The sequence below is a fragment of the Streptomyces hamibioticus genome (genome assembly GCF_047946815.1).
Lineage (GTDB): Bacteria > Actinomycetota > Actinomycetes > Streptomycetales > Streptomycetaceae > Streptomyces.
Window position 1 is genome coordinate 1,193,159 of record NZ_JBKKQY010000001.1, and the last position, 26,672, is coordinate 1,219,830.

General features: G+C 73.4%; 19 protein-coding genes, 1 tRNA gene and 2 pseudogenes. 3 read left to right on the forward strand and 19 right to left on the reverse strand.

Features of this window, described 5'->3' with window-relative positions; translation table 11 throughout:
- Window positions 1–154: 154 nt before the first annotated feature.
- The 5 genes and pseudogenes from ACLGIH_RS05430 to ACLGIH_RS05450 all read right to left on the reverse strand — a co-directional run.
- Window positions 155–1,300: pseudogene (locus ACLGIH_RS05430) on the reverse strand (lysylphosphatidylglycerol synthase transmembrane domain-containing protein); the annotation flags it as partial.
- On the reverse strand, window positions 1,297–2,496 hold the full coding sequence (locus ACLGIH_RS05435; protein WP_416524068.1) for a hypothetical protein: 1,200 nt from the start codon (window positions 2,494–2,496) through the stop codon (window positions 1,297–1,299). The pseudogene ACLGIH_RS05430 and the gene ACLGIH_RS05435, both read right to left, overlap by 4 nt.
- Window positions 2,497–2,705: 209 nt before the next feature.
- Window positions 2,706–3,905 (reverse strand): glycosyltransferase family 4 protein, encoded by a 1,200-nt coding sequence (locus tag ACLGIH_RS05440; RefSeq protein WP_416529290.1) that lies wholly within the window; start codon window positions 3,903–3,905, stop codon window positions 2,706–2,708.
- A gap of 212 nt (window positions 3,906–4,117) precedes the next feature.
- Complete coding sequence (locus ACLGIH_RS05445; RefSeq protein ID WP_416524069.1) at window positions 4,118–4,516, reverse strand: 6-pyruvoyl trahydropterin synthase family protein; 399 nt, start codon at window positions 4,514–4,516, stop codon at window positions 4,118–4,120.
- Window positions 4,517–4,671: 155 nt separating this feature from the next.
- On the reverse strand, window positions 4,672–5,643 hold the full coding sequence (locus tag ACLGIH_RS05450) for a zinc-dependent alcohol dehydrogenase (RefSeq protein WP_416524070.1): 972 nt from the start codon (window positions 5,641–5,643) through the stop codon (window positions 4,672–4,674).
- 108 nt (window positions 5,644–5,751) lie between these two features.
- On the opposite strand from ACLGIH_RS05450, the gene ACLGIH_RS05455 reads away from it, so the two are divergent.
- On the forward strand, window positions 5,752–6,522 hold the full coding sequence (locus ACLGIH_RS05455) for a CDP-alcohol phosphatidyltransferase family protein (protein WP_416524071.1): 771 nt from the start codon (window positions 5,752–5,754) through the stop codon (window positions 6,520–6,522).
- Window positions 6,523–6,609: 87 nt separating this feature from the next.
- On the opposite strand, the gene ACLGIH_RS05460 is transcribed toward ACLGIH_RS05455, so the two are convergent.
- From ACLGIH_RS05460 to ACLGIH_RS05475, 4 genes are all read right to left on the reverse strand, one after another.
- Window positions 6,610–7,977 (reverse strand): MDR family MFS transporter, encoded by a 1,368-nt coding sequence (locus tag ACLGIH_RS05460; RefSeq protein WP_416524072.1) that lies wholly within the window; start codon window positions 7,975–7,977, stop codon window positions 6,610–6,612.
- Complete coding sequence (locus tag ACLGIH_RS05465; RefSeq protein WP_416524073.1) at window positions 7,974–9,773, reverse strand: ABC transporter permease subunit; 1,800 nt, start codon at window positions 9,771–9,773, stop codon at window positions 7,974–7,976. The genes ACLGIH_RS05460 and ACLGIH_RS05465 overlap by 4 nt, the downstream gene beginning before the upstream one ends.
- Before the next feature lie 3 nt (window positions 9,774–9,776).
- Complete coding sequence (locus ACLGIH_RS05470) at window positions 9,777–11,288, reverse strand: ABC transporter substrate-binding protein (protein ID WP_416524074.1); 1,512 nt, start codon at window positions 11,286–11,288, stop codon at window positions 9,777–9,779.
- A 164-nt stretch (window positions 11,289–11,452) separates the two neighbouring features.
- Window positions 11,453–11,926 (reverse strand): GNAT family N-acetyltransferase, encoded by a 474-nt coding sequence (locus tag ACLGIH_RS05475; RefSeq protein ID WP_416529291.1) that lies wholly within the window; start codon window positions 11,924–11,926, stop codon window positions 11,453–11,455.
- Window positions 11,927–12,360: 434 nt separating this feature from the next.
- Here ACLGIH_RS05475 and ACLGIH_RS05480 point away from each other — a divergent pair, with 434 nt between their 5' ends.
- On the forward strand, window positions 12,361–12,489 hold the full coding sequence (locus ACLGIH_RS05480) for a DUF6408 family protein (RefSeq protein ID WP_416524075.1): 129 nt from the start codon (window positions 12,361–12,363) through the stop codon (window positions 12,487–12,489).
- 55 nt (window positions 12,490–12,544) lie between these two features.
- Here ACLGIH_RS05480 and ACLGIH_RS05485 read toward each other — a convergent pair whose 3' ends face one another.
- The 4 genes from ACLGIH_RS05485 to ACLGIH_RS05500 form a co-directional block, all read right to left on the reverse strand.
- Window positions 12,545–14,659 carry a DUF2075 domain-containing protein gene (locus ACLGIH_RS05485; protein ID WP_416524076.1) on the reverse strand — a complete coding sequence of 705 codons (2,115 nt, stop codon included), beginning with the start codon at window positions 14,657–14,659 and terminating at the stop codon, window positions 12,545–12,547.
- Window positions 14,660–14,856: 197 nt separating this feature from the next.
- On the reverse strand, window positions 14,857–16,746 hold the full coding sequence (locus ACLGIH_RS05490; RefSeq protein WP_416524077.1) for a DNA/RNA helicase domain-containing protein: 1,890 nt from the start codon (window positions 16,744–16,746) through the stop codon (window positions 14,857–14,859).
- A gap of 277 nt (window positions 16,747–17,023) precedes the next feature.
- Entirely contained in the window at window positions 17,024–19,066 is a 2,043-nt protein-coding gene (fusA, locus tag ACLGIH_RS05495) for an elongation factor G (RefSeq protein ID WP_416524078.1), read from the reverse strand.
- A 412-nt stretch (window positions 19,067–19,478) separates the two neighbouring features.
- A tRNA-Leu gene (locus ACLGIH_RS05500) sits at window positions 19,479–19,566 on the reverse strand.
- Between the two features lie 228 nt (window positions 19,567–19,794).
- On the opposite strand from ACLGIH_RS05500, the pseudogene ACLGIH_RS05505 reads away from it, so the two are divergent.
- A pseudogene (locus tag ACLGIH_RS05505) lies at window positions 19,795–19,992 on the forward strand (DUF2254 domain-containing protein); the annotation flags it as partial.
- A gap of 77 nt (window positions 19,993–20,069) precedes the next feature.
- Here the strand turns inward: ACLGIH_RS05505 and ACLGIH_RS05510 are convergent.
- The 6 genes from ACLGIH_RS05510 to ACLGIH_RS05535 form a co-directional block, all read right to left on the reverse strand.
- Window positions 20,070–21,203 carry a sugar phosphate isomerase/epimerase family protein gene (locus ACLGIH_RS05510; protein WP_416529292.1) on the reverse strand — a complete coding sequence of 378 codons (1,134 nt, stop codon included), beginning with the start codon at window positions 21,201–21,203 and terminating at the stop codon, window positions 20,070–20,072.
- Window positions 21,204–21,388: 185 nt separating this feature from the next.
- Entirely contained in the window at window positions 21,389–22,792 is a 1,404-nt protein-coding gene (locus ACLGIH_RS05515) for an alkaline phosphatase family protein (protein WP_416524079.1), read from the reverse strand.
- Window positions 22,789–23,964, reverse strand: coding sequence for a metabolite traffic protein EboE (gene eboE, locus ACLGIH_RS05520; protein WP_416524080.1), 1,176 nt, complete (start codon window positions 23,962–23,964; stop codon window positions 22,789–22,791). Before eboE ends, ACLGIH_RS05515 begins: the two co-directional genes overlap by 4 nt.
- Before the next feature lie 3 nt (window positions 23,965–23,967).
- Window positions 23,968–24,816 carry a TatD family hydrolase gene (locus ACLGIH_RS05525; protein WP_416524081.1) on the reverse strand — a complete coding sequence of 283 codons (849 nt, stop codon included), beginning with the start codon at window positions 24,814–24,816 and terminating at the stop codon, window positions 23,968–23,970.
- The gene (locus ACLGIH_RS05530; protein ID WP_416524082.1) at window positions 24,816–25,646 is read right to left on the reverse strand and encodes an EboA domain-containing protein; all 831 of its coding nucleotides are present in this window, start codon (window positions 25,644–25,646) and stop codon (window positions 24,816–24,818) included. Before ACLGIH_RS05530 ends, ACLGIH_RS05525 begins: the two co-directional genes overlap by 1 nt.
- A complete protein-coding gene (locus tag ACLGIH_RS05535; RefSeq protein ID WP_416529293.1) occupies window positions 25,643–26,665 on the reverse strand; it encodes a sugar phosphate isomerase/epimerase family protein in 1,023 nt (340 codons plus the stop codon). The genes ACLGIH_RS05530 and ACLGIH_RS05535 overlap by 4 nt, the downstream gene beginning before the upstream one ends.
- Between the last annotated feature and the right edge of the window lie 7 nt (window positions 26,666–26,672).

Below are 26,672 nucleotides of genomic sequence, written 5' to 3' on the forward strand. Positions count from 1 at the left end.
CCGCGGTGGTCGGGGCCGTCCCGGAGACGGCCCGCCGGGCGCGGTCCGTGCGCCGTGCGCCCCGGCGGGCGACGAGGACCACGACGCCCGGCAGGCTCGCCGCGAAGCTGAGCACCCCGTACACCACCGCCACTGAGAGCCCGCTGCCCGCACCCAGTCCGGCCGCGCCGAACGCCCAGGCGGTGACGCCCTCGCGGGGCCCCCAGCCGGCGACGTTCAGCGGCAGCCCCATCGCGAGCAGCGCCAGCACCGCCAGCGGCAGCAGCACGGCCACGGGTGCGGCGATTCCGGCGACCCGGGCGGCCAGTACGAACATCGCCAGGTGTCCGGCGAGGACGACGAGCGACGACACCATGACCCCCGGCCGGGTACGCCGGGACAGCAGCCCCCGGCGGGTCTCGCCGAGCACCCTGCGCAGGGCGCCGCCGCGCCGCGCGGAGGTCCGGTTCATCCGCAGCGCGGTCACGACCGCGAGGGCGCCCAGCACGGCCGCCGCCACGAGGGGCGTGACGTGCCGGGTCGCGTCCAGTACCGGGGACGGCATCGTCAGCAGCACCACCGCGCCGACCCCCATCAGGGTGAGCTGTCCGGCCGTCCGCTCCAGGACGACCGCCTTCACGCCCCGCCCGCGGTCGCCCTCGCTGTGCCCGTGCCGTACCGCTCGGTGCACGTCGCCGAGGATGCCGCCGGGCAGGGTCGCGTTGAGGAACAGCGCGCGGTAGTAGTCGGCCACGGCCGGTCCCAGCGGCAGCCTGATACGCAGGCCGCGGGCGACCAGGGCCCACCGCCAGGCGCTGAACACCGTGGTGACCAGGCCGATCCCGACCGCCGCGAGCAGCGTCACCGCGTCGATCCGGCGCAGCCCGTCCAGCAGCGGGCCGGTGCCCAGCCGCCACAGCAGCACGGCGAGGATCGCGGCACCGGCCAGGGTGCCGAGGTGGGCGCGCAGTGCGGGTGCGGCGGGGGCGCGGCGGTGCGGTGCGTGAGGTACGTGAGTGGGGGCCGTGGTGGCACGGTCCTGGTGGGTCGGGGTGCGGGTTTCGGGGGCGGTGGTCGTGCGGGGTGCGGCGTCGGCGGTCGCATGCGGCGAGGCCTCGGCTCCCGCATCGGGGATCGGGTCGGTGCGGGGCCGGCCTACGCCGGGCGCCGTACCGGGGCGGTCAGCCGTACCGGGGCGGTCAGCCGTACCTGGGCGGGAAGCCGTACCGGGCCGGGTAGCCGTACCGGTACGGAGCCGCGTCGCCGCCGCTGAAGCCGGTGCACAGGCCGGTGTCAGAGCCGGTGCCGTCCGGGCGCTCATGCGGCGGCGCCCGTCGGACGGCACAGCGCCAACAGGTCGTGGTGGTGGACGACCACCCGCAACTCCCCCGCGTCACAGACCGCGAGGCGCTCCGTCAGATACCGGTCGGCGCGCTCACGCAGTCCGGGGCGCTGCTCGACCGCCGCACCGACCCAGCCGCGCAGCCACTGGGCGGTCAGCGCGGCGTCGGCCGGCCCGAGCCGCCAGAGGCTGGGCGCCAGTCGCACCGTCGCACCGTGCGCCGTGAAGGCGTCCGCCGCCACCGTCGCCGCGTCCGGGCCGAGCAGGCCGTCACGCCGCTGGTGGGCGTTGAACGCCTCGGTGATCTCGGCGTCCAGCGGGTGCGCCGGGGTGAGTTCCACACGTCCGGCCACGGAGAGGGTCAGCAGCGCGGGGCAGCCGGCGCCCGCGCAGGCGGCGGCGAGCGTACCGGCCTCCTCGGCGGTCAGGACGTCGAGCAGCGCGGACGCCGTGACCAGGGACGCGCCGTGCAGGGCGTCCGGGGTGAGCCGGACGATGTCGCCGCGGCGGGTCTCGACGGTGACCCGGCTGCCGTCGGCGGCCGAACGCGGGGCGCCGACGGCGGCGAAGTGCAGGAGACAGGGGTCGCGGTCGTGCAGGATCCAGTGCTGGGCGCCGTCGAGCAGCGGGGCGAGCCAGCGCCCCATGGAGCCGGTGCCGCAGCCCACGTCGTGCACGACCAGCCCACGCGAGGACCGGGGCAGGTTGGCGAGCCTGATCCGCAGGGGATCGAGCAGGTCGTGCGCCCGCGCGGCGGCGTCAGCACCCTCGCGCAGCCGCAGCCACTCGGGTGCGTAGCGGGGCGGCTCGTCGGGGCCGGTCTCACGCAGGCGCAGGGTGGTCCGGTCGTCGGCTCGGTCGTAGGCCCGGTCGGGAGCCCGGTTGCCGGCGCGGTTGTCGGCGCGGTTGTCGGCGCGATCACCGGCCCGGTCGTCGGCCGGGTTGCCAGGCACTCGGGCGGGCCCCTCGGCGGCCTGGCCGGTGAGCGCATCGCCGGCCGCGGTGGTGGTTCCGGCGCCGACCCGGAGGACGGGGCCGGCGCCGATCCGAACGCCGGGTCCGTCACCGAGGCGAACGCCGGGCGCCCCACCGAGCCGGACACCGAGCCCGTCGCCCGGCCGGCCGCCGGTGCGGGCGCCCGGGCCTGCGGGGGCCGCAGGGCCTGCGCCGGGCATGATGTCGTGCCCTCCCCTGGACGCGCCTCCGGACGAGCCGTTGGACGCACCCCGGGACGAGCCGCTGCGCGCACCGCTCGTCGCACCCCTGGACGCGCCGCTGGACCCGCCCTTCTCCGCAGCCGCACCGGCAGCCGCTTCAGCAGCCTGACCCACGTCCCCGGGGCCCGGCTGCGCCGGAATCGCCCCGCTCGTCGTCGCCGTCTTCCTCATGCCGTCCTCCGTGGTCCGCCCGACAGCCCGCGCAGTACTCCGGCCAGGCTCTGTGCCGTGGTCGCCCAGCCGCCCAGACCCGCGCGGCGGCTCCGGGCGGCGGCCTTCAGCCGGCGTCGTACGTCCGCCTCGCCGAACCAGCCGCGCAGTTCGGCGGCGAGGGCGGCCGGGCCCTCCGGAGGCACGAGGATGCCGGGCACCCCGCCGTCGGGCGCGCGGCCGACGGCCTCCGGGATGCCGCCCACGTCCGTGGCCAGCACCGGGATGCCGCGCGCCAGCGCCTCGGTGACCGCCATGCCGTAGGTCTCGGCGTACGACGTGAGCACCATGAGGTCGGCGGCGGCGTAGGCGGCGTCGAGATCGGCGCCGGTCAGCGGCCCCGCCAGCGTCAACCGGTCCTGGAGGCCGGACGAACGGATCTGCGTCCGCAGCCGGTCGACGTACGCCGGGTCCTGGCCCAGCCCGCCGACGCACACGCAGCTCCACGGCAGGTCCGCCACCGCTGCCAGGGCCTCCACCAGCCGGTGCTGCCCCTTGCGCGGCGTCACCGCGGCGACGCACAGCAACCGGGAGACGCCGTCGGTGCCGGGCGCGACGGGCGCGATGTCGGCGCCCGGGGCGGCGACATGCACCCGGCCGGGGTCGAGCCCGTGGTGGGAGACGAGGCGGCGGACGGCCCAATCGCTGGTCACGACGACGGCCGGTACCGCACGCAGCACCGCGCGCTCGCGGGCGTCCAGCTCGGCGGCGACGGCCGGGTCGAGGCCGGTCTCGTCGCCGAGCGGGAGGTGGACGAGGACGGTCAGGGCCAGCCGTTCGGCCTCCGGGACGACGACCTCGGGGACACCGCAGGCGACGAGCCCGTCCAGCAGGACGACCGCGCCGTCCGGCAACCGGCGCAGGGCGCGCGCCAGTTCGGTGCGGGCGGCCTGGTCCGGGCGCGGCCAGTCACCGGCCACGACGGTCCGGCGCACCCGCCAGCCGAAGGCGGGCAGGTCCAGGCAGACCCGTCGGTCGTAGGCGTTGCCGCCGCTCGGTGCGGCCGGGTCGTCGACGCCGGCCGGCATGACGAAGTGCACGGAGCGCAGGGACATGGGGATGATCTCGCCGTTCCTCGGGGCGGACACCTGTACGGGTACGTACGCCGGCCGGTCCCGCTTGCTGCCGCCGGACGAGACACCCGTACCGGACGAGATGCTCGCACCGGATGAGATGCTCGTACCGGACGAGATGCTCACTCCGGACGAGATGCTCGCACCGGACGAGATGCTCACTCCGGACGAGATGCTTGTACCGGACGAGATGCTCGTACCGGACGGGGCACGCGTACCGAACAAGGCACCGGCGCCGGTCGAAGCGCCGAAGCGGGCGTCGGGCGCGGTGCCGGTCCCGCCGGCGGTCGTCCCGGTCACAGCGCACGCTCGTAACTCGCCCAGGCGATGTGCGACTCGTGCAGGGTGACGGTGAGCCCCGCCAGGCCCTTGGCGCCCTCGCCCAGCGCGCCCTTGTGGATGCGCTCGGCGAGCCGGTCGGCGACGACCTTGGCCAGGAACTCGGTGGAGGTGTTGATGCCGGCGAACTCGGGCTCGTTGTCGAGGTTGCGGTAGTTCAGTTCGCCGACGACGGCTCCCAGTTCGCGGGAGGCCAGCCCGATGTCGACGACGATGTTGTCCTCGTCCAGCTGTTCGCGCCGGAACGTGGCGTCCACCAGGAACGTCGCTCCGTGCAGGCGCTGCGCGGGCCCGAAGACCTCGCCGCGGAAGCTGTGGGCGACCATGATGTGATCGCGGACGGTGATGCTGAACAACGGACGACCCTCCAGGTGTGGCGCGTCTGATGCCCCGCTGCTCGCTGCGCGGGATGCCGTGTAGTACGGCTTGTTCCCTGCCCGTGTTCAGCTCCGTCGCCGCCTGATCCGATCGGTTCGGACAGGTCAGCGGTATCGGATGCGGTGTCCGGCGGTCAGGCGTACCGGATGCGGTGGCAGAGGGCGGGGATCTCCCCCGAGGCGAGCCTCGGCATCACCTCCGGCAGCTCCTCGAAGGCGGACTCGCCGGTGACGAGGGCGTCCAGGGCGGGGTCGGCGAGCAGGTCGAGGGCGAGGGCGAGCCGGTCGGCGTACGTGCGCCCCGCCGCCCTCGGGGACACGGTGCCGACCTGGCTGCTGCGGACGGTCAGGCGCCGGGAGTGGAAGGCCTCGCCGAGCGGGAGGGCGACGCGCCGGTCGCCGTACCAGCTCAGTTCGACGACGGTGCCCTCGGGGCGCAGCAGTTCCAGGGAGCGGGCCAGGCCCTGTTCGGTGGCGCTGGCGTGCACGACGAGGTCCCGGTCGCCGAGTGCGTCCTCGGGGCCGGCGAAGCCGATGCCGAGTGCCGTGGCGATCCGGGCCCGGTCCGGGTCGGCGTCGACCAACTGCACGCGGACGCCGGGGAAGCGGGCCAGCAGGGCGGCCACCGAGCAGCCGACCATGCCGCCGCCGACCACGGTGACCCGGTCGCCGACCAGCGGTGCCGCGTCCCACAGGGCGTTGACGGCGGTCTCCACCGTCCCGGCGAGCACGGCGCGGGCAGCGGGCACGGAGTCCGGCACCACGGTCACGGCGGCGGCCGGGACGACGTAGCGGCTCTGGTGCGGGTAGAGGCAGAAGACGGTGCGTCCGGCGAGCGCCTCGGGGCCCTCCTCGACCACGCCCACACTGAGGTAGCCGTACTTCACCGGCCCGGGGAAGTCGCCCTCCTGGAACGGCGCGCGCATCGCCGCGTACTGGCTCTCGGGTACCCGGCCGCCGAAGACGAGGGTCTCCGTGCCGCGGCTGACACCGGTGTAGAGGGTGCGCACGACCACGTCGTCCTCGCCCCGTTCCGGCAGCTCCACCGGCCGGATCCCCGCCCGTCCCGGCGAGTCGAGCCAGAAGGCTGCGGCGGTGCGGTTCATCGTGGTCCTCCTGAACGATCGGGAAGCCGCCTGCGTACCGAGGGATGCACGGGCCGCGCACAAGGTAGCGGCGTTGATCGACTCTGTCACTCGGCCGGAGGGTGTTCGGTGGCCCTGAACAACAGTTACGACGCGAGGCCCGTTCAACAGGAGACCGCCGTGGGCGCGGGCGTGCAGGTGCTGCTGCTGGCGCTGCTCGGCTCGGCGATCGGCATGGGCCCGGCGGGCTGGCTGACCGGCCTCGTCTTCGCGTTCGCCACCTGGGCGGTGCTCTCCCGTGCCCTGCACCGGACCCGTCCGCGCGCCTTCGGTCCGGCCAACCGGGTCACCCTGGGCCGGGCCACCCTGGTCGGCGGGGTGACGGCGCTGGTCGCGGACTCGTTCTTCAGCACCCCGCCGGTGACGCTGTTCGTGGGTCTGACGGCGGTGGCGCTGATCCTGGACGGCGTCGACGGCAAGGTGGCCCGCCGCACCGGCACCTCGACACCGCTGGGCGCCCGCTTCGACATGGAGGTCGACGCGTTCCTGATCCTGGTGCTCAGCGTGTACGTGGCCATGGATCTGGGCCCGTGGGTGCTGCTGATCGGCGGCATGCGGTACGTGTTCGTCGCCGCGGCCCGGCTGTGGCCGTGGCTGACCGCCCCGCTGCCGCCGAGCACGGCCCGCAAGACGGTGGCCGCGCTCCAGGGGGTGCTGCTGCTGGTGGCGGGCGCCCGGCTGCTGCCGCACGCGGTCAACGCCGGTGTGGTGCTGCTGGCGCTGGGGCTGCTGGTGTGGTCCTTCGGCCGGGACGTGCGGTGGCTGTGGCGGAGGGCACGGACCGGACGCCCCTTCGCCGGTGCCACCATGGCACAGATGCGGGACCTGGTCTCTCAGTGACCGGCCTGTCAGTGACCGGGCTCTCAATGACCGGGCTCTCAATGACCGGACCGGCCGTCGCCGGCCTCGTCACCCCGCGCCCGCCCCTCACCGCCCCGGGGCAGGACCGCCGCGGACACCACCACCAGGGCCGCCAAGGCCACCACGCCCCTCATCGACACCACGCCCCTCACCACCCCGGGGCAGCACCCCCACCGCCAGCAGCGGAACCGCCGCCAGCACCAGCCACGGCACGGCGCCCGGCAGTCCACTGTCCAGCAGGGTGCCGCTCGCCGAACTGCCGGCCAGCACGATGAGCCCGGAGACCGACGACAGCGCCCCCGTGTACAGACCGAGGCGTCCCTCCTCCGCGAGGTCGGGCACCCAGGCGCGGGCGACGGGTGCGACCAGCATCTGGCCGAGGGTGAGCAGGACGACGAACCCGGTGGCGGGCAGCAGCCCGGCCGTCCCGGTCCACCCGGCGGGCCGGGCGAGCGCGACGACCGCGAACCCGGCCGCGATCAGCACCAGCCCCGCCGCCATCGACCGGCGCAGCGTCAGCCGCTCCCCCGCCCACCGGGTGACCGGCAGCTGGGCGGTCACCACCAGCAGCGAGGACAGCGCGAACAGCCAGGCGAGCGGCGCCTGCGAGCCCGCGGCCCGCTCCACTTCGGCGGGCAGGGCGAGGTAGAGCTGGTTGTAGGCGAGGAGGTAGGCGCCGTAGGCGCAGCACAGCGCCAGGAAGCGCCGGTTGCGCAGCAGCAGCCGTACGCCGCCCCGGACCCGGACGCGCTCCCGCCCGGGAATGTGCTGCGGCAGCAGCCAGACATGCCCGGCCAGGACGAGGACGAAGATCCCGGCCCCGGCCAGGCAGGCGGTACGGAAGTCCACGCCCAGCAGCAGCGCGCCGAGCAGCGGCCCGACGAACGCCCCGGCCTGCCCGGCGACGGTGAACAGCGCGAGTACGCGGGTACGGGAGCCGCCGCCCGCCTCCTCCCGGGCGACCGCCTGCCGGGCGACCTCGGACTCGACGGCGGGCGAGAACAGCGCGGCGGCGAACCCGATGAGCAGCACGGCGGCGACGACGGCCCAGGTCCGCTCGGCGTACCCGAGCCAGGCGAACCCGGCGATCCGCAGCACGCATCCGGTGAGCACGACGGGCCGGATGCCGTAGCGGTCGGCCAGCGCCCCGCCGACCACGAACAGCCCCTGCTGGCTGAACGTCCGCAGCCCGAGCACGAACCCGACCAGCCAGCCGGCCATGCCGACGGACCGTCCGAGGTGTTCGGCGAGGAAGGGCAGGACGACGTAGAAGCCGATGTTGAAGGCGAACTGAGTGAGGATCAGCAGCCGGAGGAGCGGCGAGAGCCGGGTGCGGCCGGCGTTGGCGCGGCACCCGGTCGACGAGGGGGTGGACGACGGGCTCGGCGGCGGGGTGGACGGCGGGAGCGGCGGTGGGGTGGACGGCGGGGTCATCCGACCACCGCCGGTTCCTTCTGCTCCTCCGTCACGGCCGCCGGGATGGCTGCCGCGGCGGCCGTACGGCGCCGGGTCCGCCGCGGCAGCCGCACTCCCCCGGCCGCGGTGACCGCCAGGGCGCCGAGCAGCGCGAGGACGGCGGCGGGGGCGAGGACGGCCCAGGGGGCGCGTTCGGCGTAGGGCTGGTTCTCGGCGAGCAGCAGGCCCCACTCGGGGGACGGCGGCTGGGCGCCCAGGCCGAGGAAGCCGAGGGAGGCCAGGGCGAGGGCGACGCCGGGCAGCCGCAGCAGTGCGTGCCGGAGGACGGGCGGCAGGACGGCGGGCAGGATCTCCCGGCGCAGCAGGTACCAGGGCCCGGCGCCGATCGCACGGGCGGCCAGGACATGCAGTGCCGCCCGCTCCTGCACCAGCAGCGACGAGGTGTGGGCGGCCAGCGGCGCCCAGGCGACGACCGTCACGGCGAACGCGGGGGTGGTGGCGCCGCTGCCCGCGACGGCGGTGACCAGGAGCGCGGCGAGCACGGGCGGCACGGCGTTGACGGTGTCGACCAGCGGCCCGGAGACCTGGGGGACGAGCCCGAGCAACACCCCGATGATCAGGGCCGCGGCGGTGATGGCGAGGGCGAGCAGCAGGGTGTCGAGGGCACCGTGGCCGACCCGGGCGAGCAGATCGCGGCCGAGGGCGTCGGTTCCGAAGGGGTGCTCCCAGGACGGCGGCCGGAGCCGGTCGCCGGTGCTGACGGCGAGGGGGTCGCGAGGCAGGCCGAGCCCGATGACGGCGAGCAGCGCGGCGGCGTGGAACAGGGGTGTGAGGGCGCGGGCGCGCGGTGCCGGCCGGTGCAGGGTGGGCAGGGCGCCGTCGCGCAGGGCGGGCCCGACGAGTAGCCGGGCGGCGAGCCGCGCGGCGCCGGACGCGAGGGCGGCGAGCAGCACGAGGGCGAGGGTGCCGGCCTGGAGGACGGGCAGGTCCTGGGCGAGGGCGGCCTGGAGGGTGGTGCGTCCGAGCCCGGGGATGTCGAAGATCTGCTCGACGGCGACGGCGCCACCGGTGAGGCCGACGACGAAGAGGCTGAGGTTGGGCAGCAGCGCGGGCACGCACCGGCGCACCGCCATCCGGGCGACCCGGCGCCCCGTCAGGCCACGGGCCGTGGCGGCCACCGCCCAGGGCTCACCGAAGGCCCCGGGCAGCAGATCGTCGAGCAGCCGCCCCAGGACGGCCCCGGCGGGGACGCCGAGGGCGAGCGCGGGCAGGACGGTCCACTGCGGCCCGTACCAGCCGAGCGCGGGCAGCCAGCCGAGCTGGACGCCGACGACGGTGGCGAGGACGGAGGCGAGGAGGAACTCGGGCAGCGCGGCCAGCACGGCGGAACCCGTTCCGCCGCGCCGCCGGGGGTCGAGGCTGCGCCCGGCCCCCTGACGGAGCGTACGGGCGCAGACCAGCCCTGCGGTGACGGCGGCGACGAGCAGCGCCACACCCATCAGCAACAGCGAGGCGCCCAGCGCCCGGAGCACGTCGGGGAGCACCTCGGAGCCCGAGATCCAGGACCGCCCGGCGTCCCCGCGCAGCAGTCCGCCCAGCCACTGTCCGAGCAGTCGCAGCGGCCCGTCGTCGAGCCCGAGCTGGGCGCGGATGGCGGCCAGCACCTCGGGGGTCGGATCGCGCTCGGCCGACCGGGCCTTGAGGACGGTCAGCGCGGGGTCGGTGCGGGTGAGCCAGGGCAACAGCCCGATCCCGCACACGAGTCCGGCCGCGAGCAGGACCCGCCAGAGGAGGGTGCCGATCTGCCGGCCCATGGGTCAGCGCCGCGTTCCCGTGCCGACGAGGGTGCGCTCGTACGGGTCGAGGAGCACGCCCTGCACGGAGTCGGCGACACCTGTGATGATCCGCTGGTGGACGAGCGGCACGACGGCGTCGGTGCCGAGGATCCGGGCCTCGGCGGCCATGGCGGCGTCCTGCCGCTTCTCGCCGTCGGCGGTCTTCTCGGCCTCGGCGACGGCCCGGTCGACGTCCTTGTCGCACAGCTGGGCGATGTTGTACCCGCCGTCGCAGGTGTAGTCGGAGGCGAGGACGGCGACGGGGTCACCGGTGTCGACGAGGGTGTTGCGGGCCAGCACGAAGGCGTCGAACTTCCCGTCGAGGGCGTCGCTTTCCAGCCGCGAGTACTCGCGAACGGTGAGCTTGACCTTGAAGCCCGCCTTCTCCAGCTGCTGCTTGACGACCTGGGCGAGTTCCGGCAGCTCAGGCCGGTTGTCGTAGGTGGCGAGGTCGATGGTTCCGCCGGTGGGCCTGCCGGCCCCGCTCCGCCCCACGGGTTCGTCCCGCTTCCCCTGGGCCCAGGTCACGGCGGGCCCGTAGACGCCGGCGCCGGGATCGGCGTACCCCTCGTACACGTCCTCGGCGAGTACGGAGGTGTCGACGGCGGCACGGGCGGCGGCGCGGACCGCGGGGTCGGCGAGGGGCCCGGAACCGGCGTTGAGCAGCAGGCTGGTGGTCCGCGCGGTGGCGGTGTCCCGCCGGGTGCCCGGGTCGAGGGTGGCGGCCTGGGCGACGGGTACGGACTCGGCGATGTCGACCTCGCCGGTGCGCAGGGCGTTGGCGCGGGCGGTGCCGTCGGCGATGAAACGGGCGTCGATGCCGGAGGTCTGGGCGCGTCCGCCCCAGTAGTCGTCGAACCGGGCCAGCTCGGCGGAGCTGGAGCCGTTGACCTCGGTCAGCTCGAAGGGGCCGGTGGCGGTCCCTACGGGGTCGACGCGACCGCTCTTGTCGTAGGCCTTGTACGCCTCGCCGGAGAGGATGGCGAGGCTCGGGCTGGAGAGCCGCAGCGGAAGGATCGGGTCGGGGGTGTCGGTGGTGACCCGAACGACCCTGTCGCCGTCGGCCTTCGCCGTGAGGCCGACGCCGGCGAGGGCGGCGGGCGCGGGCTCGGCCTTGACGGCGTGGGCGAGCGAGCCGACGACGGCGGCGGGCGTCACTTCGCTCCCGTCCTGGAAGGCGGCCTCGCGCAGCGTGAACTCCCAGGCACGGTCACCGTCGCGCCGCCAGGACTCGGCGAGGGCGGGGGCGGCGGAGCCGTTGGCGTCGAGCTTGGTCAGCCCTTCGGTGACACCGAGCCGGCTGAGGATGGTGGCGTCGGCGCCGTACGGGGAGAGGTTCTCGGCGGGCGGGAAGGCGAGCGCGACCCGGAGCCGGGCACCTTCGCCGTCGGCGCCGGCACCGTCGCCGCTGTCGCCGCCGGAAGCGAAGCAGCCGGATATCAGGGGGGCGAGCAGGAGGGCGGCGAGGAGGCGGGGGTGGCGATGGGGGCGCATGGTCCTTGGTTCGGTCTTGGCGTACGGGGAGGACGGCTGGCTGGGCCGACGAAGCGTGACTCTACATGAAAACCGTTTCCATAATCACCCCACCCCTCCTCCCGTCCCTCTCACCCTTCCCGACCCCCTCACCCCATGGCCACGACACACCCCGCGGGCACGCGTCACCCCATGGGCACGTCGAAATGCACGATCCCCTGTCCGCCCCCGGCGTCCTCCCGCTCGTCGTGCACGACCTTGGCGAGCGACCGCCAGAACGGCTCGGCCCCGGTGACGGCGGGGTCGGTGTGCAGATAGACGGCGCGGTACCCGCCGTCGGCGACGGCGAAGGCGAGCAACTCGTCGACGATCCGCCGGGCCAGCCCCCGCCGCCGGTGCTCGGGCCGCACATAGACGCGCCGCAGCTGCGCGGTCACGCCGGAGGGGTAACGCTCGGCGACATGCCAGGGGTTGGGCGGGTGCGCGGGACCGCGGGAGTCGAGCGCCCCGGTCCCGACGACCGCACCGTCGCGCCGGTCCGCGGCGACGAGAAGGGTGTGCCGGGCGGGGACGAGGTAGGCGGCGGCCGGGTCGATGATGTCGCCGTGCCATTGCGGGACGTAGCCGGTACCGAAGTCGCGGTAGACGGTGTCGAGCATGACGACTCGGGCGGCGTCGAGGTCGGCGGGGGTGGCGGGACGGATGGCGTAGTCACGGGCTTGCACCTGCACATCGTAGGCAATAAGGGTCTCTGGTGATCAACGCCCCTTCGGCCGCACGGCGATCACACGGACACCCGCTGGGGCCGCGGACTCAGGAAGTGGTACATCGACGTGACAAGGGTGAGCCGCGAGCAGGCGGCCCGGCTGACCGGGTGCCCGCGGCGGCCGAAAACCAACGACACCCACTTGGCGCTGTACTAACGTGATGCGTCGCTGCGCACCTTCCCGGAGGGTACGTCGGCGGCGTTCACGTGCCGGTCCATGGCTGTGGCTGACGAGTGGTTTCCACTGCGCGCACAACGCGGTGTGAGTGCGGATGCCCGGTAGGGCGGTCCCTGCCATTCCCAGCTCACGCCAAGGAGTGGATACCCGTGAACCCCGTTGAGTACAAGCCTGCACGTCGTAACCGGTTTTGCGAGATCCTGGTCGACGTCGCCGTGGGGGTCGCCGCCAATCTCGTGGTGGCAGCCCTGACTGCGGCAGCGCGCCTGGTCCTCTGACGCAGGCAGGTGGCGGGCCCGGTGAGCCCGCCACTCCACGCGTCCGACGGCCGCGTCAGAACAGCCGCAGATCGGGGGCCTGCGGGCCCGAGCCCTGCTTGCGCCTGCGAGGCCGTCGCCCCCGGCGGGGCCGAGGCAGGTGGGGTACGCGCGCCTCCTCCGGCAGGCTCTCCCAGGTGGGACGCAACCCGTGGATCTGGACCTCGCCGACCAGGCCGTTCAGGTAGGCCCGGGTCTCCTCGTCCGTGGAATAGAGCACTGTGGCACGGCTCGCCCGGGTCATCAGCACGTAGTAGGCCTGGCGGACAAGTCGGGCGAATTCCTGGTCGTCGACGCTGCCGGGCTTCACCTTTGGGTCGAACGATCCGGGCACAGCGACTCGCTTGACACCCGACTCCGGGTCCTTCCGCTCCTTGCCCCGGCGGAATTCCCAGCGGTCACCCCGACGCACCATGTCCTCACCCATGATCACGCCGCACCAGTCCCACTCGAGTCCTTGTGCCGTATAGACGCAGCCGATCTGGTCGAGTCCCTTCTCGTGCACAGCCCAGATCCTGGAAGGTGGCGCTCCGTTCTCGCAGAACGAGTCGCTGTCCGCGTTCCACGGCCTGTGCCATTCACCGATGCGTACGTCGGCCTCCAGCCGCTTTTCCTTGCCGATCGGCTTCGTCCACGGCCAGCAGTAGCCCGCGACCATACGTGCGGACGCCCCGGCAAGGGCCTCTGTGCGGACGATTCGTTCGAGTTCTTCCGGGGTCTCGGCCACCTCGAGGTGCATCAGTCCGTCCGGCGTCCACTGGCCCGGTTCCTCGTCCGTCATGCCGAGCACGGAACGTACCCAGCGGAGGTAGGCGTCACTGCCCCCACAGCGGAACTGCTCCTGGAGTCGGTACCGAAGAAGATGCGCGCCGTATCGTCGCGCCGCGTCTTCGATCAGCCCGACGGTGCCGACCTCCTTCGGCCGAAGGGACTGACCTTCATCGAGGAAGAAGACGGTGAGACGGGAGGCATCGAGAAGTTCGTCGACCTGTGGCTTCGTTCCCTGCTGTTCGGGCGGCCAGAACCGGTTGGTCGACCGCTCCCGCAGACGGTGAGCCTCGTCGCAGATCAACACGTCGAGCGGCGGGTCCGGCGGGGTGACGAAGTTGCTGAAGTAGGTGAAGGTCTCCCTGAACTGCCGGTCCCCATAGCCCACATGCTCCTGGAGTGCGCCGTTGAAGGCTCTGCTGCCGCTGGCGTACTTGACGGTGCGGCCATCGGCCTCCAACTCGGCCTTGATCTGGAGGCCGATGGCACTCTTCCCGGTACCGGCGCTGCCCGTGACCAGAAAGACCACGCGCCGCTCGTCCGGCACGAGCCCGGGACACCTGGGGTCGGGCAAGACCTTGGCGGCGGTGTCGAGGATCTGATCGGCGACCTCCTTCTGCCGGCCGCGCAGGGTGAACACCGTGTCTTCTCCGCGAGAGCGGATCATGGCGTCGAGCAGCGGTGTATTGCGCAGGCCCATCTTCTGCAGCAGGATTTCGGCCGCCGAAGCCCCACCCTCATCGGCGAAGTGTCTCCGGAGGTCGGCCAACAGTTGTTCACGCCGGTCGTTCGTGTAGACGCGGGCGTAGGCGCCAGTGGGTGCGTCCACGTCGACCAAGGGCCGAACCGCGTCACCCGAAGCGTTGTGCAGGTAGGCGAAACCGCCGCATTCGAAGTCGAGCCCGCCCAGTGGGCCCCTGCCGCTGGTGAACGCCTCGTAGTATTCGCGTAATTGCAGAGCGGGGTGCTTCTTGACGCCCATCCCCGGTACGTGAACCAGCTCCGCTGTGGCCCGTTCCACCCTGGTCACCATGGACCAGCGCTTCAGCTCAACGAGCTGAACGGAGAGCGTTCTCTCTTCAGGATGACGGCCCACGAGAACGACATCGACGAGCCTCGGGTCACCGGGCCGGTCGGTCTCATCGAGGGTGGCAGCGCACTCGACGATCATCTCCACGTTTCCACGCTCGGCGGCGACCAGGTCTTCGGCGAGGTGCACGAGGCTCTCTGCCCACGCGGAGCGTTCCGTCAGCGAGGCATCGGCGCCCCGGAAGTACCGCCATCTGGCCGCCAGGTGCGGCACCATACGACGACGCTGATTCAAGGTCAGCAGATCCTGCGCTGCCAGCTTGAGCAGGAGCATGGACACGAGGTGGGTCCCCCAGAGCACGAGTGACTCGTGCGGGTGGGGGCATGTCCCCGTGGGGAAGCCCGTCGGGCCGCATTCAGTACCGGTGATCTTAAGGAAGCGGCCGCCCACCGGTCGATGGCGACGCCCCTGTCGGCCCGAAGCACCGGCAGCATGGCTGGATCACGCGCGCGCCGGAAGGCTTGTCCCGATCAGACCGTGGAAGGATGCCGGGCCGGACGGGCACCCACCAGCTCCCGCAGCTTCTCCCGCGTCTCCGCGTCCGTCGAGTACACGATCGTGCCGACCATGCCCCGGGTGAGCAGGACCTTGTAGGTGTTGCGGATCAGACGGTCCACGTCGGCGTCCGGAGTGGACTTCTTGAAGACCGGGTCCTTGGACGCCGTGCGGTCCGTGACCCACCGGTCGCCGCGCCAGACCAGGTCGGGGCCGATGATGACGCCGGACCAGTCGTACTCGAAGCCCTGGGCGGTGTAGACGCAGCCGACCTGTCCGAAGCCGGCCGGGTCGGTCGCCCACAGGGCGGCCGGGGGTGCGCCCGAGACGGACCGGTCGCCGCGCAGGTTCCAGGGGCGCGCCCAGCCGCCGACGACGACGTCGGGCGGGAGCGGCTCGCCCGGCTTGGGCTCCGGGGACCAGCGCCAGCAGTAGCCGGCGGACATGCGGGCGCCATAGCCCTGGGCCCGGCGGCCTTCGAGGAAGGCCTCCATTTCCTGCGGGCTGTCGGCCACCAGCAACTGCATACGGTCGTCGGGTTCCCAGAGAACCGGCCCTCCGGGCTCCAGCCCGAGGAGCCGGACCACCCAGCGCAGGTAGGCGTCGCTGCCACCGCAGCGGAACTGGCCGTCCAGCGGGACGACATTGCACGGGATGCCCCGCTTCGCCGCCGCGGCCTCGATCTCCGCCACGGTTCCCATCTCGCCGGGGCGCACCACTTGGTGCTCGTCGAGGAAGAAGACCGGAACGTACGCCACGTCGATGAGTTCGTCGATCTGCGCCCGGCCCGTTCGCAGCGCGGCCCGGGTGTAGCGGTTGGCCGAAGTCTCCCGGATACGGTGGGCCTCGTCGCAGATCAGAGCGCCGAGGCTGTTCTTCTCGGCGGTCATGAAGCTGTTGAAGTACTTGAACAGGTCCTGGACTTCTCGCTTGCGGGCCCCGGCGACCTTCCGCATCGTCTTGGTGAAGGACTGCGAGCCTGTCGCGTGCAGGGCCGGTACCCCTCGGCGATACAGCTCGCCGAGGAGCTGCAGGGCGATCACACTCTTCCCGGTGCCCGGACCGCCCGTCACGATGACGACTTCCTTGCGGTCGGCGCGCTTCGCCTTCTCCACCGCATTGAGCACCATGCGGTACGCGACCTGCTGCTCGTCGAGGAGAACGAACTGCGTGCGCTCCCGGACCTCCTCGGCGGCCACGGACATCAGCTGCTTCGACGGCACCGTGGCACCGGCGCACAGCTCGTCCGCCGCGCGGGCTCCGGGGGCCTTGTCGCTCAGCCTCGTACGGAGGTGCTCCAGGAAGGCGCCGCGGCGTTCGGCGGTGAAGAGCAGGCCGCGGCCGTCGCGCTCGATCTCCCGCAGCCCGGTCACACCGAACTCGGTCGCGTTGTGCAGGAACGCCACCCCGTTGATCCGGTCTCCGTGTCCGGCCACCGCACCGTTGAAGTTGACGAGGTACTCGCAGTAGCGACGCACCTGCTCGATGGGGTTCAGGACCGGGTGGGTGTAGGCATCGACGTGGCACAGGGTCGGGTCGTCCTCGTGCGGGACAGCCTGACTCCACTGCTTCAGTTCGACCACTACGTACGACGGCTCGCCCGTGCTCGGGTGCACCCCCGCGAGTACGACGTCAGCGCGCTTGCTGTTCAGCGGGAGCGCGTACTCCAGCATGACCTCCACATCGCCCAGGCCGGCGTCGTTCAGGGCGGTGGCCAGTACCGGGATGCTGCGCTCCCAGGAGCGCGCCTCGGAAGCGCCGGGCCGGTAACCGTGCATATGGACGAACTGGTCGGTCAGGTGCATGAACAGCGAACCATCGAGCGCCATGACGGCGACCGTTTTCGCGGACGCGCGGAACAGCAAGGACTTCCCCCAGGCAGCACGAAGAGACTCGTGCGGGTGGGGGCATGTCCTGGGAACTCCACCGAGGTGGAGCGGAAGCCCGTCGGGCCGCGTTGACGATGTTCCGAGGGTACCGGGCGCTGCCGTGCGTGCCCTCACGCAGCCCTGCGCCCGTGCCCCGTCAAGTACCGACCCGGCGGAGGGCCCTCGGGTGCCGCGGACGCGTGACCGCCCTTGTTGCGTACCAGTGAGCGGAGGGTCGGCCCCTCCCCCATGTGGGAGGGGCCGACCGCGTCGGTCAGCGGGCCGGCACCGGGGCCGGGGCAGGTGCGTAGCCCGTCGGCCGGGCCGTGAAGGTGCCGCGGCCCTGGGTGCGGCTGCGCAGGCGGGTCGCGTAGCCGAACAGTTCGGCCAGCGGGACGGTGGCCGTGACGATCGCCGCACCGGCCCGCGTGTCGGAGCCGGTGACGCGGCCGCGCCGGGCGGCCAGGTCGCCCAGTACGGCGCCGACCGCGTCCTCGGGCACGGTCACCGCGACCTCGACGACCGGCTCCAGCAGGAGCATCTCGCAGGCGCGCAGGGCGTCCCGGAGGCCGAGCCGGCCGGCCGTGCGGAAGGCCGTGTCCGAGGAGTCCTTCACATGGGTCTGCCCGTCGGTGAGCGTGACCCGGAGGCCGGTCACCGGGTGGCCGCCGAGCGGACCCTCGGCCAGGGCGTCCCGGCAGCCCGCCTCGACGGCACGGACGTACTCCTGCGGTACGCGCCCGCCGACGACCGCCGACCGGAACGCGAACCCGGGCTCCTCGCACGGCTCCACGTCCAGGACCACATGGGCGAACTGGCCCGCCCCGCCGTCCTGCTTGACGTGCCGGAACACGAAGCCGGAGACGCCGCGGGCGACCGTCTCGCGGTGCGCCACGCCGGGGCGGCCGACGGTGATCTCCACGCCGTGGTCGCGCCGGATGCGTTCCGCCGCGACCTCCAGGTGCAGTTCGCCCATGCCGGACAGGACCGTCTGGCCGGTCTCGGGGTCGGTGCGCACCACCAGCGACGGGTCCTCCTCGGCCAGCCGGGCGAGGGCGGAGGCCAGCCGGTCGGTGTCGGTGGACCTGCGGGCCTCGACCGCGACGTGCACGACCGGTTCGGGCGTGCCCGGCGGTTCCAGGACCAGCGGTGCGTCCGGCGCGCACAGGGTCGAGCCGGCGCGGGCGGACTTCAGTCCGACCACGGCGACGATGTCCCCGGCGACGGCCTGCTCCAGCGGGTCGTGGCGGCCGGCGCGCACCCGCAGGATGCGGCCGATCCGCTCGGCCCGCCCGGCGCTCGCGTCCCACACCGTGTCGCCCTTCTCGATGGTGCCCGAGTACACCCGGAGGTACGTCAGGCGTCCCGTCGGGGTGGCGTTCACCTTGAACGCCAGGGCGGCCAGCGGTGCCGCCGGGTCCGTCGGCCGTTCGCGCTCCGTGCCGTCGTCGTGCGTGCCGCGTACGGCGGGCACGTCGAGCGGCGAGGGCAGGTAGGCCACCACCGCGTCCAGCAGCGGCTCGACACCGCGGTTGCGGTAGGCCGAGCCGCACAGCACCACCACGCCGTCGCCGGCCCGGGTGAGGTCGCGCAGTGCGGCGTCGAGGGTGGCCTCGGTGAGCGTCTCCCGGTCGCAGAACTCCTCCAGCGCGGCCGGGTGGAGTTCCGCCACCGCCTCCTCCAGCGCCCGGCGCCGACGCGCCGCCTCCGCGCGCAGGGTGTCCGGCACCGGGCCCTCCCGGACGGTGTCACCGTCGTCGGGCCACACCAGCGCCCGCATGCGCACCAGGTCGACCACGCCGGTGAAGCCGTCCTCCGTGCCGATCGGCAGCTGGACGACCAGCGGCGCCGGATGCAGACGGTCCCGGATCGAGGCGACGGCGGTGTCCAGGTCGGCGCCGGCCCGGTCCATCTTGTTGACGAACGCGAGCCTCGGTACGCCGTGTCGGTCGGCCTGCCGCCACACCGCCTCGCTCTGCGGTTCCACGCCCGCGACGGCGTCGAACACCGCGACCGCGCCGTCCAGTACGCGCAGCGAGCGTTCGACCTCGTCGGCGAAGTCGACGTGGCCCGGCGTGTCGATGAGGTTGATCCGGTGCCCGGCCCAGGCGCAGGTGACCGCCGCGGCGAAGATGGTGATGCCGCGGTCGCGCTCCTGCGGGTCGAAGTCGGTGACGGTGGTGCCGTCGTGGACCTCGCCGCGCTTGTGCGTGGTGCCGGTGGCGTAGAGGATCCGCTCGGTGACGGTGGTCTTGCCCGCGTCGACGTGGGCGAGGATGCCGAGGTTGCGGATGGTGGTGAGTGCGTGGGTGCGCACGGCCGGTGGCCTCTCGTGTCATCGGTGACAGGGCGGCGCGATTCCCACGACGAGCCCACGGCCGGGACGCACGGCAGCCGTACGGTGGCCGTCGTACGACGGACATACGGCGGATGCGCGTCGGATGTGCGGCGCGTGCGTCAGGCGGGCGTCGTGGGCATCCGGTGCCGGCCGCGCAGCGGGCACCGGACGGCCGGAGACACGAGGATCACCTCGTACCGGGAGGGGGAGGCAACGGCAGCGGTGCGGTCACGCACGGCTGGCTCCCCTCACTCGTCTCCTCGATGACGCGGTGAGTCTAGGGAGACGGGGCCAGAGGGCGCACCGGATTTTCTCAGGCCCCGTAAACGCATCGATTGAACGCATCGATGCGGGCCGAGGGAACCTCGACCCGCATCCACAGGAATCTCACTGGTGTCCGAGGGGGGACTTGAACCCCCACGCCCGATAAAGGGCACTAGCACCTCAAGCTAGCGCGTCTGCCATTCCGCCACCCGGACCAGGTGTCCGCCGCCCGGCCGGAGTGGGCCCCGCGGCGACATGCTCAACCATACCAAGGTTTCGCAGTGCCTTTCACCTGCGTTTCCGTCGTGTGGGCGGCACTCCGGGACGGTGAGGCAGGATGCCCCCAGGGTCGCACCATGAGTGAGTGGACGGTTACGCGCTGTCCGCCGCAGGGGAGCCGGGCGCGGGCGCCGTCGCCGCTGCGGGAGCGTCTGCGGGACATGGCGTATGCCGCGGCCAGCCCGCAGGTCGCGCGGCGGATGCTGGCCGGGCTCGACGACCTGCTTCTGCTCGCCCCGCCGGAACGGCGCGATGCGCTGCTGCGCCACCGGGAACTGCTCCGGCAGGCGGTCGACCGGGGGGCGCCGACCGCCGCCGACCGGGCCTTCGCGCTGCGGCCGGACCGGCAGGGCATCGGCTGACCGGGACCGGACGGCTGCGCGGCGGCCCTTCCCGCGGCGTACGGCGGCGCGGGAAGGGCCGGATGCCGGAACCGGAACTAGCGGCGCCGCCTGCGCAGGGCCGCGAGGTTGCGGTAGCCGGTCCGCGCGTACCGCAGGGACTGGGCCGGGTCGGTGCCGCTCGGGGCGTTGTCCTGCTCGACCATCGGGTTGTGGTAGTTGCGGTGGCCGATCCGGGTGAAGAAGGTCCGGTAGTCGATGTCACCGGTGCCGAACGGGACCATGTCGTACCCCATGCCGTTCGAGGTGTTCACGGTGCCGTCCTTGGCGTGGAACAGCGGGTACCGCTTGTTGTGGCGGGCGACCAGGCCGGCCGGGTCGAAGACGTTCTCCTGGGTGGAGCCGTCGTGCGCGGTGTAGGTGTGGAACTTGTACTGGGCCACGTGCGCCCAGAAGATGTCCATCTCCAGCCATACGGCCTTGGGGTCGGTGATCTTCAGGAAGTACTCCAGCTTGCGGATGCCGGAGCTGCGGGTCGGGCGGCCCTGGTCGTCCAGCGGGCCGCCGTCGAGCAGGAAGCCGTAGGCGGCGTCGTGGTTGTGGGTGTAGAGCTTGATGCCCTCGCGGCGGGCGATCTCCCCGAGGGTGTTCCACTTGTCGGCGGCCACGTCCCAGTCGGCGCGGTAGGAGCTGCCGGTGGGGTCGCCGCCGGTGCCCATGTGCCCCAGGCCGAGGATGTTGGCGATCTCCAGGTGCTTCTTGAAGGTGTCCAGGTCGGCGGCGGTCAGCGGCCAGGACGGCGGGATGAAGCCGTGGTTGCCCTGGGCGCGCAGTCCGTACTCGTCGAGCCAGCGGCGCAGCAGCCGGGCGCCCTGGACTGTCTCCAGGTCGGCGCCGCCGGGCGCGTTGGGGTGCTGGCGGTAGCCGGCGAACTCCACCTGCCGGTAGCCGTAGCGGGTCAGCTCCTTGAAGACCTCGCGGAACCCGGAGGGCAGGTCGGTGGAGAGCGGGTCTCGGCCGGTGGCGTCGCGGACGGTGTAGAGGATGATGCCGCGCCGGTCGCACGGTACGAGGACGTCGCCGCCGTGGTCGTGGTCCTGGCCCCTGCCCCACCGGTCCTCGGTGGCCAGCGCGGGGGCCGCGCCGACGACCGGTGCGGCGATCGCCGCGGTCGCGGCGGCCGTGCAGGTGCTCAGGAAGCGGCGGCGGTTGACGCCGAGGCTGCGGCGCAGGGCCTCGTCGGGGCCGCCGGCGGTGGAGACGTCGGGGCCGTCGGGGCGGTGGGCGTCGGTGGATCTGGTCACGGGTGCCTCTTTCTGCCGTGGCCGGTCGCGGGGCCGCCGGGACCGGCCGTTGTCAGTGGCGTGTGTTTCACTTTCAGCAGGTGGATCTCGACGGAGTGTGATGGAGCGGGCGCTCAGTCGAGACCGGCGAGGTGGAGCAGGAGTTGCTTGACATCGGTGGCCGCGAGGCGGTCGCCGACAGCGCGGGGGGTGGAGCAGATGAGGAGCGGACCGTCGTCGTCGCTCGCGGGGAGGCGGCCGTGGCTGCCGCGAATAGGTGAGGCGTCCAGGGGCACGACCGCCATGCGGTAGCGCATGCCGAGCTTCTTGCGGGCCAGGGCGGCGGCCGCCTTGACCTTGACGTAGGGGTCGAGCGGGTCCATGAACAGCTCGACCGGGTCGTAGCCGGGTTTGCGGTGGATCTCGACGAGCTGCGCGAAGTCGGGCGCGTGGGCGTCGTCGAGCCAGTAGTAGTACGTGAACCAGGCGTCCGGCTCGGCGACGGCGACGAGTTCGCCGGCGCGGGGGTGGTCGAGGTGGTGGGCCTTCTTGCCCTCGTCGTCGAGGAGTTGCTCGATGCCGGGCAGGTTCTCCAGGGCGGCGCGGGTGGTGGCGAGGTCCTCGGGGCGGCGGACGTACACATGGGCGATCTGGTGGTCGGCGACCGCGAAGGCGCGGGAGGCCATCGCGTCGAGGTACTCCATGCCGTCCTGGGTGTGCACCTCCAGCAGGCCCGCGCGGCGCAGGGCGCGGTTGATGTCCACGGACCGGTTCACGCGGGTGATGCCGTACTCGGACAGCGCGACGACGGTGCGTCCCTCGGCGCGGGCGTCGGCCAGGAGCGGGGCCATCGCCGCGTCCAGGTCGGCGGCGGCCTTCAGCGAGCGCGGGTCGTCGGGGCCGTAGCGCTGGAGGTCGTAGTCGAGGTGCGGGAGGTAGCAGAGGGTCAGGTCGGGCCGGCGGGTGCGGATGATGTGCCGGGTGGCGTCGATGATCCACTGGCTGGAGACCAGGTCGGCGCCGGGCCCCCAGAAGTGGAAGAGGGGGAAGGTGCCGAACTTGTCGGTGAGTTCGTCGTGCAGGTCGGCGGGCCGGGTGTAGCAGTCGGGTTCCTTGCGGCCGTCGGCGTAGTAGACGGGACGGGGGGTGACGGTGATGTCGGTGTCGGCGCCCATGGCGTACCACCAGCAGATGTTGGCGACGGTGTAGCCGGGGTGGGCGCGGCGGGCGGCGTCCCAGAGCTTGTCGCCGGCGACCAGTCCGTTGTGCTGGCGCCACAGCAGGACGTCGCCGAGTTCGCGGAAGTACCAGCCGTTGCCGACGATGCCGTGCTCGGAGGGCATCGTGCCGGTCAGGAAGGTGGACTGGGCGGCGCAGGTGACGGCGGGCAGCACGGTGCCGAGCGGTGCGCGGGACCCCGCCTGGCCGAGGGCCTTGAGGTGGGGCATGTGGTCGAGGAGACGGGGGGTGAGTCCGACGACGTCCAGGACGAGGAGCGGGGTGGGGCGGCCTGTGCCCTTGCCTTCGGGCCGGGTCATGGCAGCTCCTTCAGGCCGAGGTCGGTCAGCAGGTCGCGGGCGAGGGTGAGTTCGGCGGCTATGCCGTCGGTGAGCTGGGCGCGGGCGCGGGGCCGCAGCTCGGGCGGGAGGGCCTGCCAGGTGTAGGTCTCGACCTCCAGGTGACGGGTGAGCGGGTGCGGGCCGCCGACCAGCCGGGTCAGCGCGGCCTTGAGTACGGGGAGTGTGGAGGTGAGGGGCGCGGCGGGGGCCGCGTGCAGCGGGACGTGGAAGTGGGCGCGCCAGGGTGCCGTGTCGGGCAGGGCGTCGCCGGTGAGGGCCTCGTCGAGGTCGTCGGTGCCGTGCGGGCCGGCGGAGCTGGGGCCGGCGGTTCGGGTCTGGTGCAGGAAGCGGGGTTCGGCGAAGGCGGCGAGTGCTTCGCGGACCTCGGGGAGGTGGGGCTGTTCGGCGTGCAGGGCGGCGGACAGCTGGGACTTGACGACGGGGACGCGGGCATCGGTGAGGGCGTCCAGGGCGGTGTGCGGGTCTTCGAAGGAGGTGGCGAGGTGGCAGGTGTCGACGCAGATGCCGATGCGGTCGTGGGCGATCGCGGTGAGCGGGGCGATGGCGTCGTGGGTGGTCTCCACGACACAGCCGGGTTCGGGTTCCAGGCCGACGCGGATGGAGCGGCCGGTCAGTTCGTGGAGGGCGTCGAGGCGTTCGGCGAGGGTGACCAGGGCGGCGCGGGCCTTGTCGGCGCGGGCGTCGTCGTAGGCGGTGCGCCAGGCCAGCGGCAGGGTGGAGACGCTGCCGTCGATAACGTCGTCGGGCAGCAGCCCGGCGAGCAGGCGGGCCAGGGAGGTGGTGTGCTCCAGGCGCTCGGGGTCGGCCCAGTCCGGCTTGTACACGCGGTACTTGACCTCTTCGGCACCGAAGCCCTCGTAGGGGAAGCCGTTGAGGGTGACGACCTCCAGGCCGCGCCGGTCGAGTTCGGTGCGCAGGCCGCGCAGCGCGGCGGGGTCGTTGCCCAGGGCGTGGGCGGCGTCGCGGGCGAGCCACAGACCGATACCGAGGCGGTCGCGGCCGAGGCGGCGGCGCACCGGCTCGCAGTGGTCGCGGAGCTGGGCGAGGACTCCGTCGAGGGTTTCCGCCGGGTGGACGTTGGTGCAGTAGGCGAGGTGGACGGTGGAGCCGTCCGGGTGCCGGAAGCGCATCGCTCACTCCCCGCCGCGCAGGATGGAGTTGCCCTCGTGCGCGGGGTCGGGCGGGGTGACGTCCAGGGCGAGCCGCCCGCTGAGGCCGTAGAAGGCGACCGGGTTGCGCCACAGCACACGGTCCACGTCGTCCTCGGTGAAGCCCTCGGCGAGCATCAGGTCGCCGACCTTGCGGGTCTTGAGCGGGTCGCTTCTGCCCCAGTCGGCGGCGGAGTTCACCAGGACGCGGTCCGGTCCGTACTCGCGCAGGATGGCGACCATCCGCTTCTCGTCCATCTTGGTGTCCGGGTAGACGGAGAAGCCGAGCCAGGCACCGCTGTCCTTGGCCTCCTTGACCGTGGTCTCGTTGAGGTGGTCGACCAGGACCCGGTCGGTCGGCAGCGGGGACTCGCGGACGACGTCCAGGGTGCGGCGCAGCCCGGCGAGCTTGTCGCGGTGCGGTGTGTGGACGAGGGCGGGCAGGCCGTGGTCGGCGGCCAGGGCGAGCTGGGCGGCCAGGGCGGTGTCCTCGGCGGGGGTCATCGAGTCGTAGCCGATCTCGCCGACGGCCACGACGCGGTCCTTGACGAGATAGCGGGGCAGTTCGTCCAGGACGGGGGTGCAGCGGGGGTCGTTCGCCTCCTTGGGGTTGAGGGCGATCGTGCAGTGGTGGGCGATGCCGTACTGGGCGGCGCGGAAGGGTTCCCAGCCGAGGAGGGAGTCGAAGTAGTCGCGGAAGGAGGCCGGAGAGGTGCGGGGCTGGCCGAGCCAGAAGGAGGGCTCGACGACGGCGCGGACGCCGGCGGCGTGCATGGCCTCGTAGTCGTCGGTGGTGCGGGAGGTCATGTGGATGTGGGGGTCGAAGATGCGCATCAGGACTCCTTGCCGTGGGGGGCGGCCGGGATCTGCGGCGACCGGGGCTCGGTCAGGGCCAGGACGCGGTGCAGATCCTCGGGGACGGGGCGGTGCGCGGCGGTGCGTTCGGCGGCGTAGTCGGTGAGCATCCGGGCGAGTTCGGCGTCCGCGCGGGCGCGCCGGTCGAGGTCCGCCACGTGGTCCACGGACACGCCGGTGAACAGGCACTTCAGCACGGCGTGCCGCCACTGGTGGTCATCGAGGTGCGCGGCTCCGTACGGGCCGAGGGCGGCGGCCACCAGACGGGTGTCGTTGGTGCGCAGGGCGTCCTCGACGAGCGGGAGGGCGTCGGGGCCGGACACCAGGTGGGGCAGGGCGTGCAGTACGGCGCGGCGTTCGTCGGCGGTGCCCTGGAAGTAGACCCGGGTCAGCGCCTCGGTGCCGGCGCGGGCCGCGTGCAGGATCAGGACGCGGGCGGCGTCGGCGTGCTCGGGGCCGCAGCGGCGGCCGGCCTCGGCGAGGCGCAGCTCCCACACGGAGATGGGGCCGTGGGCGCCGGGGTGGGTGGCGGCCTCGTCCAGTGCCTGATCCAGCCAGGCGCGGGCGGCTCCGCCCAGGCGCGCGGTGAGGTCGGCGTGCAGGTCGGCGGGGGGCGTACGGGCGGGGGTGGTGCCCTCTGCCTTCCGGATGCCGGCCGTGTCGTGCGGGGTGCCGTCGGTGTCGTGGGAGGTGTCGTGGGAGGTGTCGTGCGTGTCGTGGGAGGTGTCGTGCGTGCCGTGGGAGGTGCGGGGGCCCGACCGGTCCGGGGTGGTGGGCCGGTGGGTGCGGGCGGCGGGGTCGTGCGTCATGCGGTGCTCCCTTCAGGGGTGGCGGCGGGCTCGCCCGGGAGTGGGGCGTCTGGTGCGAGGCCGGTGCGGGCGGCGGCCGCGGCTGCCTGACGGAGGAACGGGAGGGAGCGTTCGGCGAAGAGGGGGCCCGCGTGCGAGTGGCGGGGCAGTTCGACCACGGTCAGGCCCTGGTAGCCGGTGGCGGCGAGGGCCGCCAGGACGGGCGGGAAGTCGATCTCACCGTCGCCGAAGGGGAGGTGTTCGTGGACGCCGCGGCGCATGTCCTCGATCTGGACGTGCCGCAGCCACGGGCCGGCGGCGCGTACGCAGTCGGCGGGAGAGACAGGTTCGAGGCACTGGCAGTGGCCGATGTCGAGGGTGAGGCCGAGGGCCTCGGGGTCGCCGAGGGCGCGGCGCAGCCGGTGGAAGTCGTCGAGGGTGGCCAGGAGGTGGCCGGGCTCGGGCTCCACGGCGAGCGGCACACCTGCTTCGCAGGCGGTGTCCAGGGCCGGGGCGAGGGCCTCGGCCAGCCGTTTCCAGGCGGTGCCGGCGTCCGTGCCCGGCGGGGTGGTGCCGCTGAAGCAGTGGACGGCGTGGGCGCCCAGGTCGGCGGCGACACGGACGGCCCGGAGCAGCAGGTCGACGCGGCGGGCCCGGTCGTCGGGGTCCGGGTCGAGGAGGGAGGGACCGTGCTTGCGGCGCGGGTCGAGCACATAGCGGGCGCCCGTCTCCACCGTGACGCCGAGTCCGAGCGCCGCCAGCCGGTGCGCGACCCGGCGGGTGCGGGCGGCCAGGTCGGGGGCGAGCGGGTCGAGGTGCATGTGGTCGAGGGTCAGCCCGACGCCGTCGTAGCCGAGGTCGGCGAGCAGGCCGAGGGCGTCGTCGAGGCGGAGGTCGGCGAGTCCGTTGGTGCCGTAGCCGAAGCGGAGGGGAGCCGGTGGCGGCGCGTGGTTCGCTCCCGGGACCGTCTCGGGGCTCGGCGCGCGGTGTCCGTCCCGGCCCCGGCCACCGGGCAGGTCCTGCTCCGGCCCACCGCTCAGGCCCCGG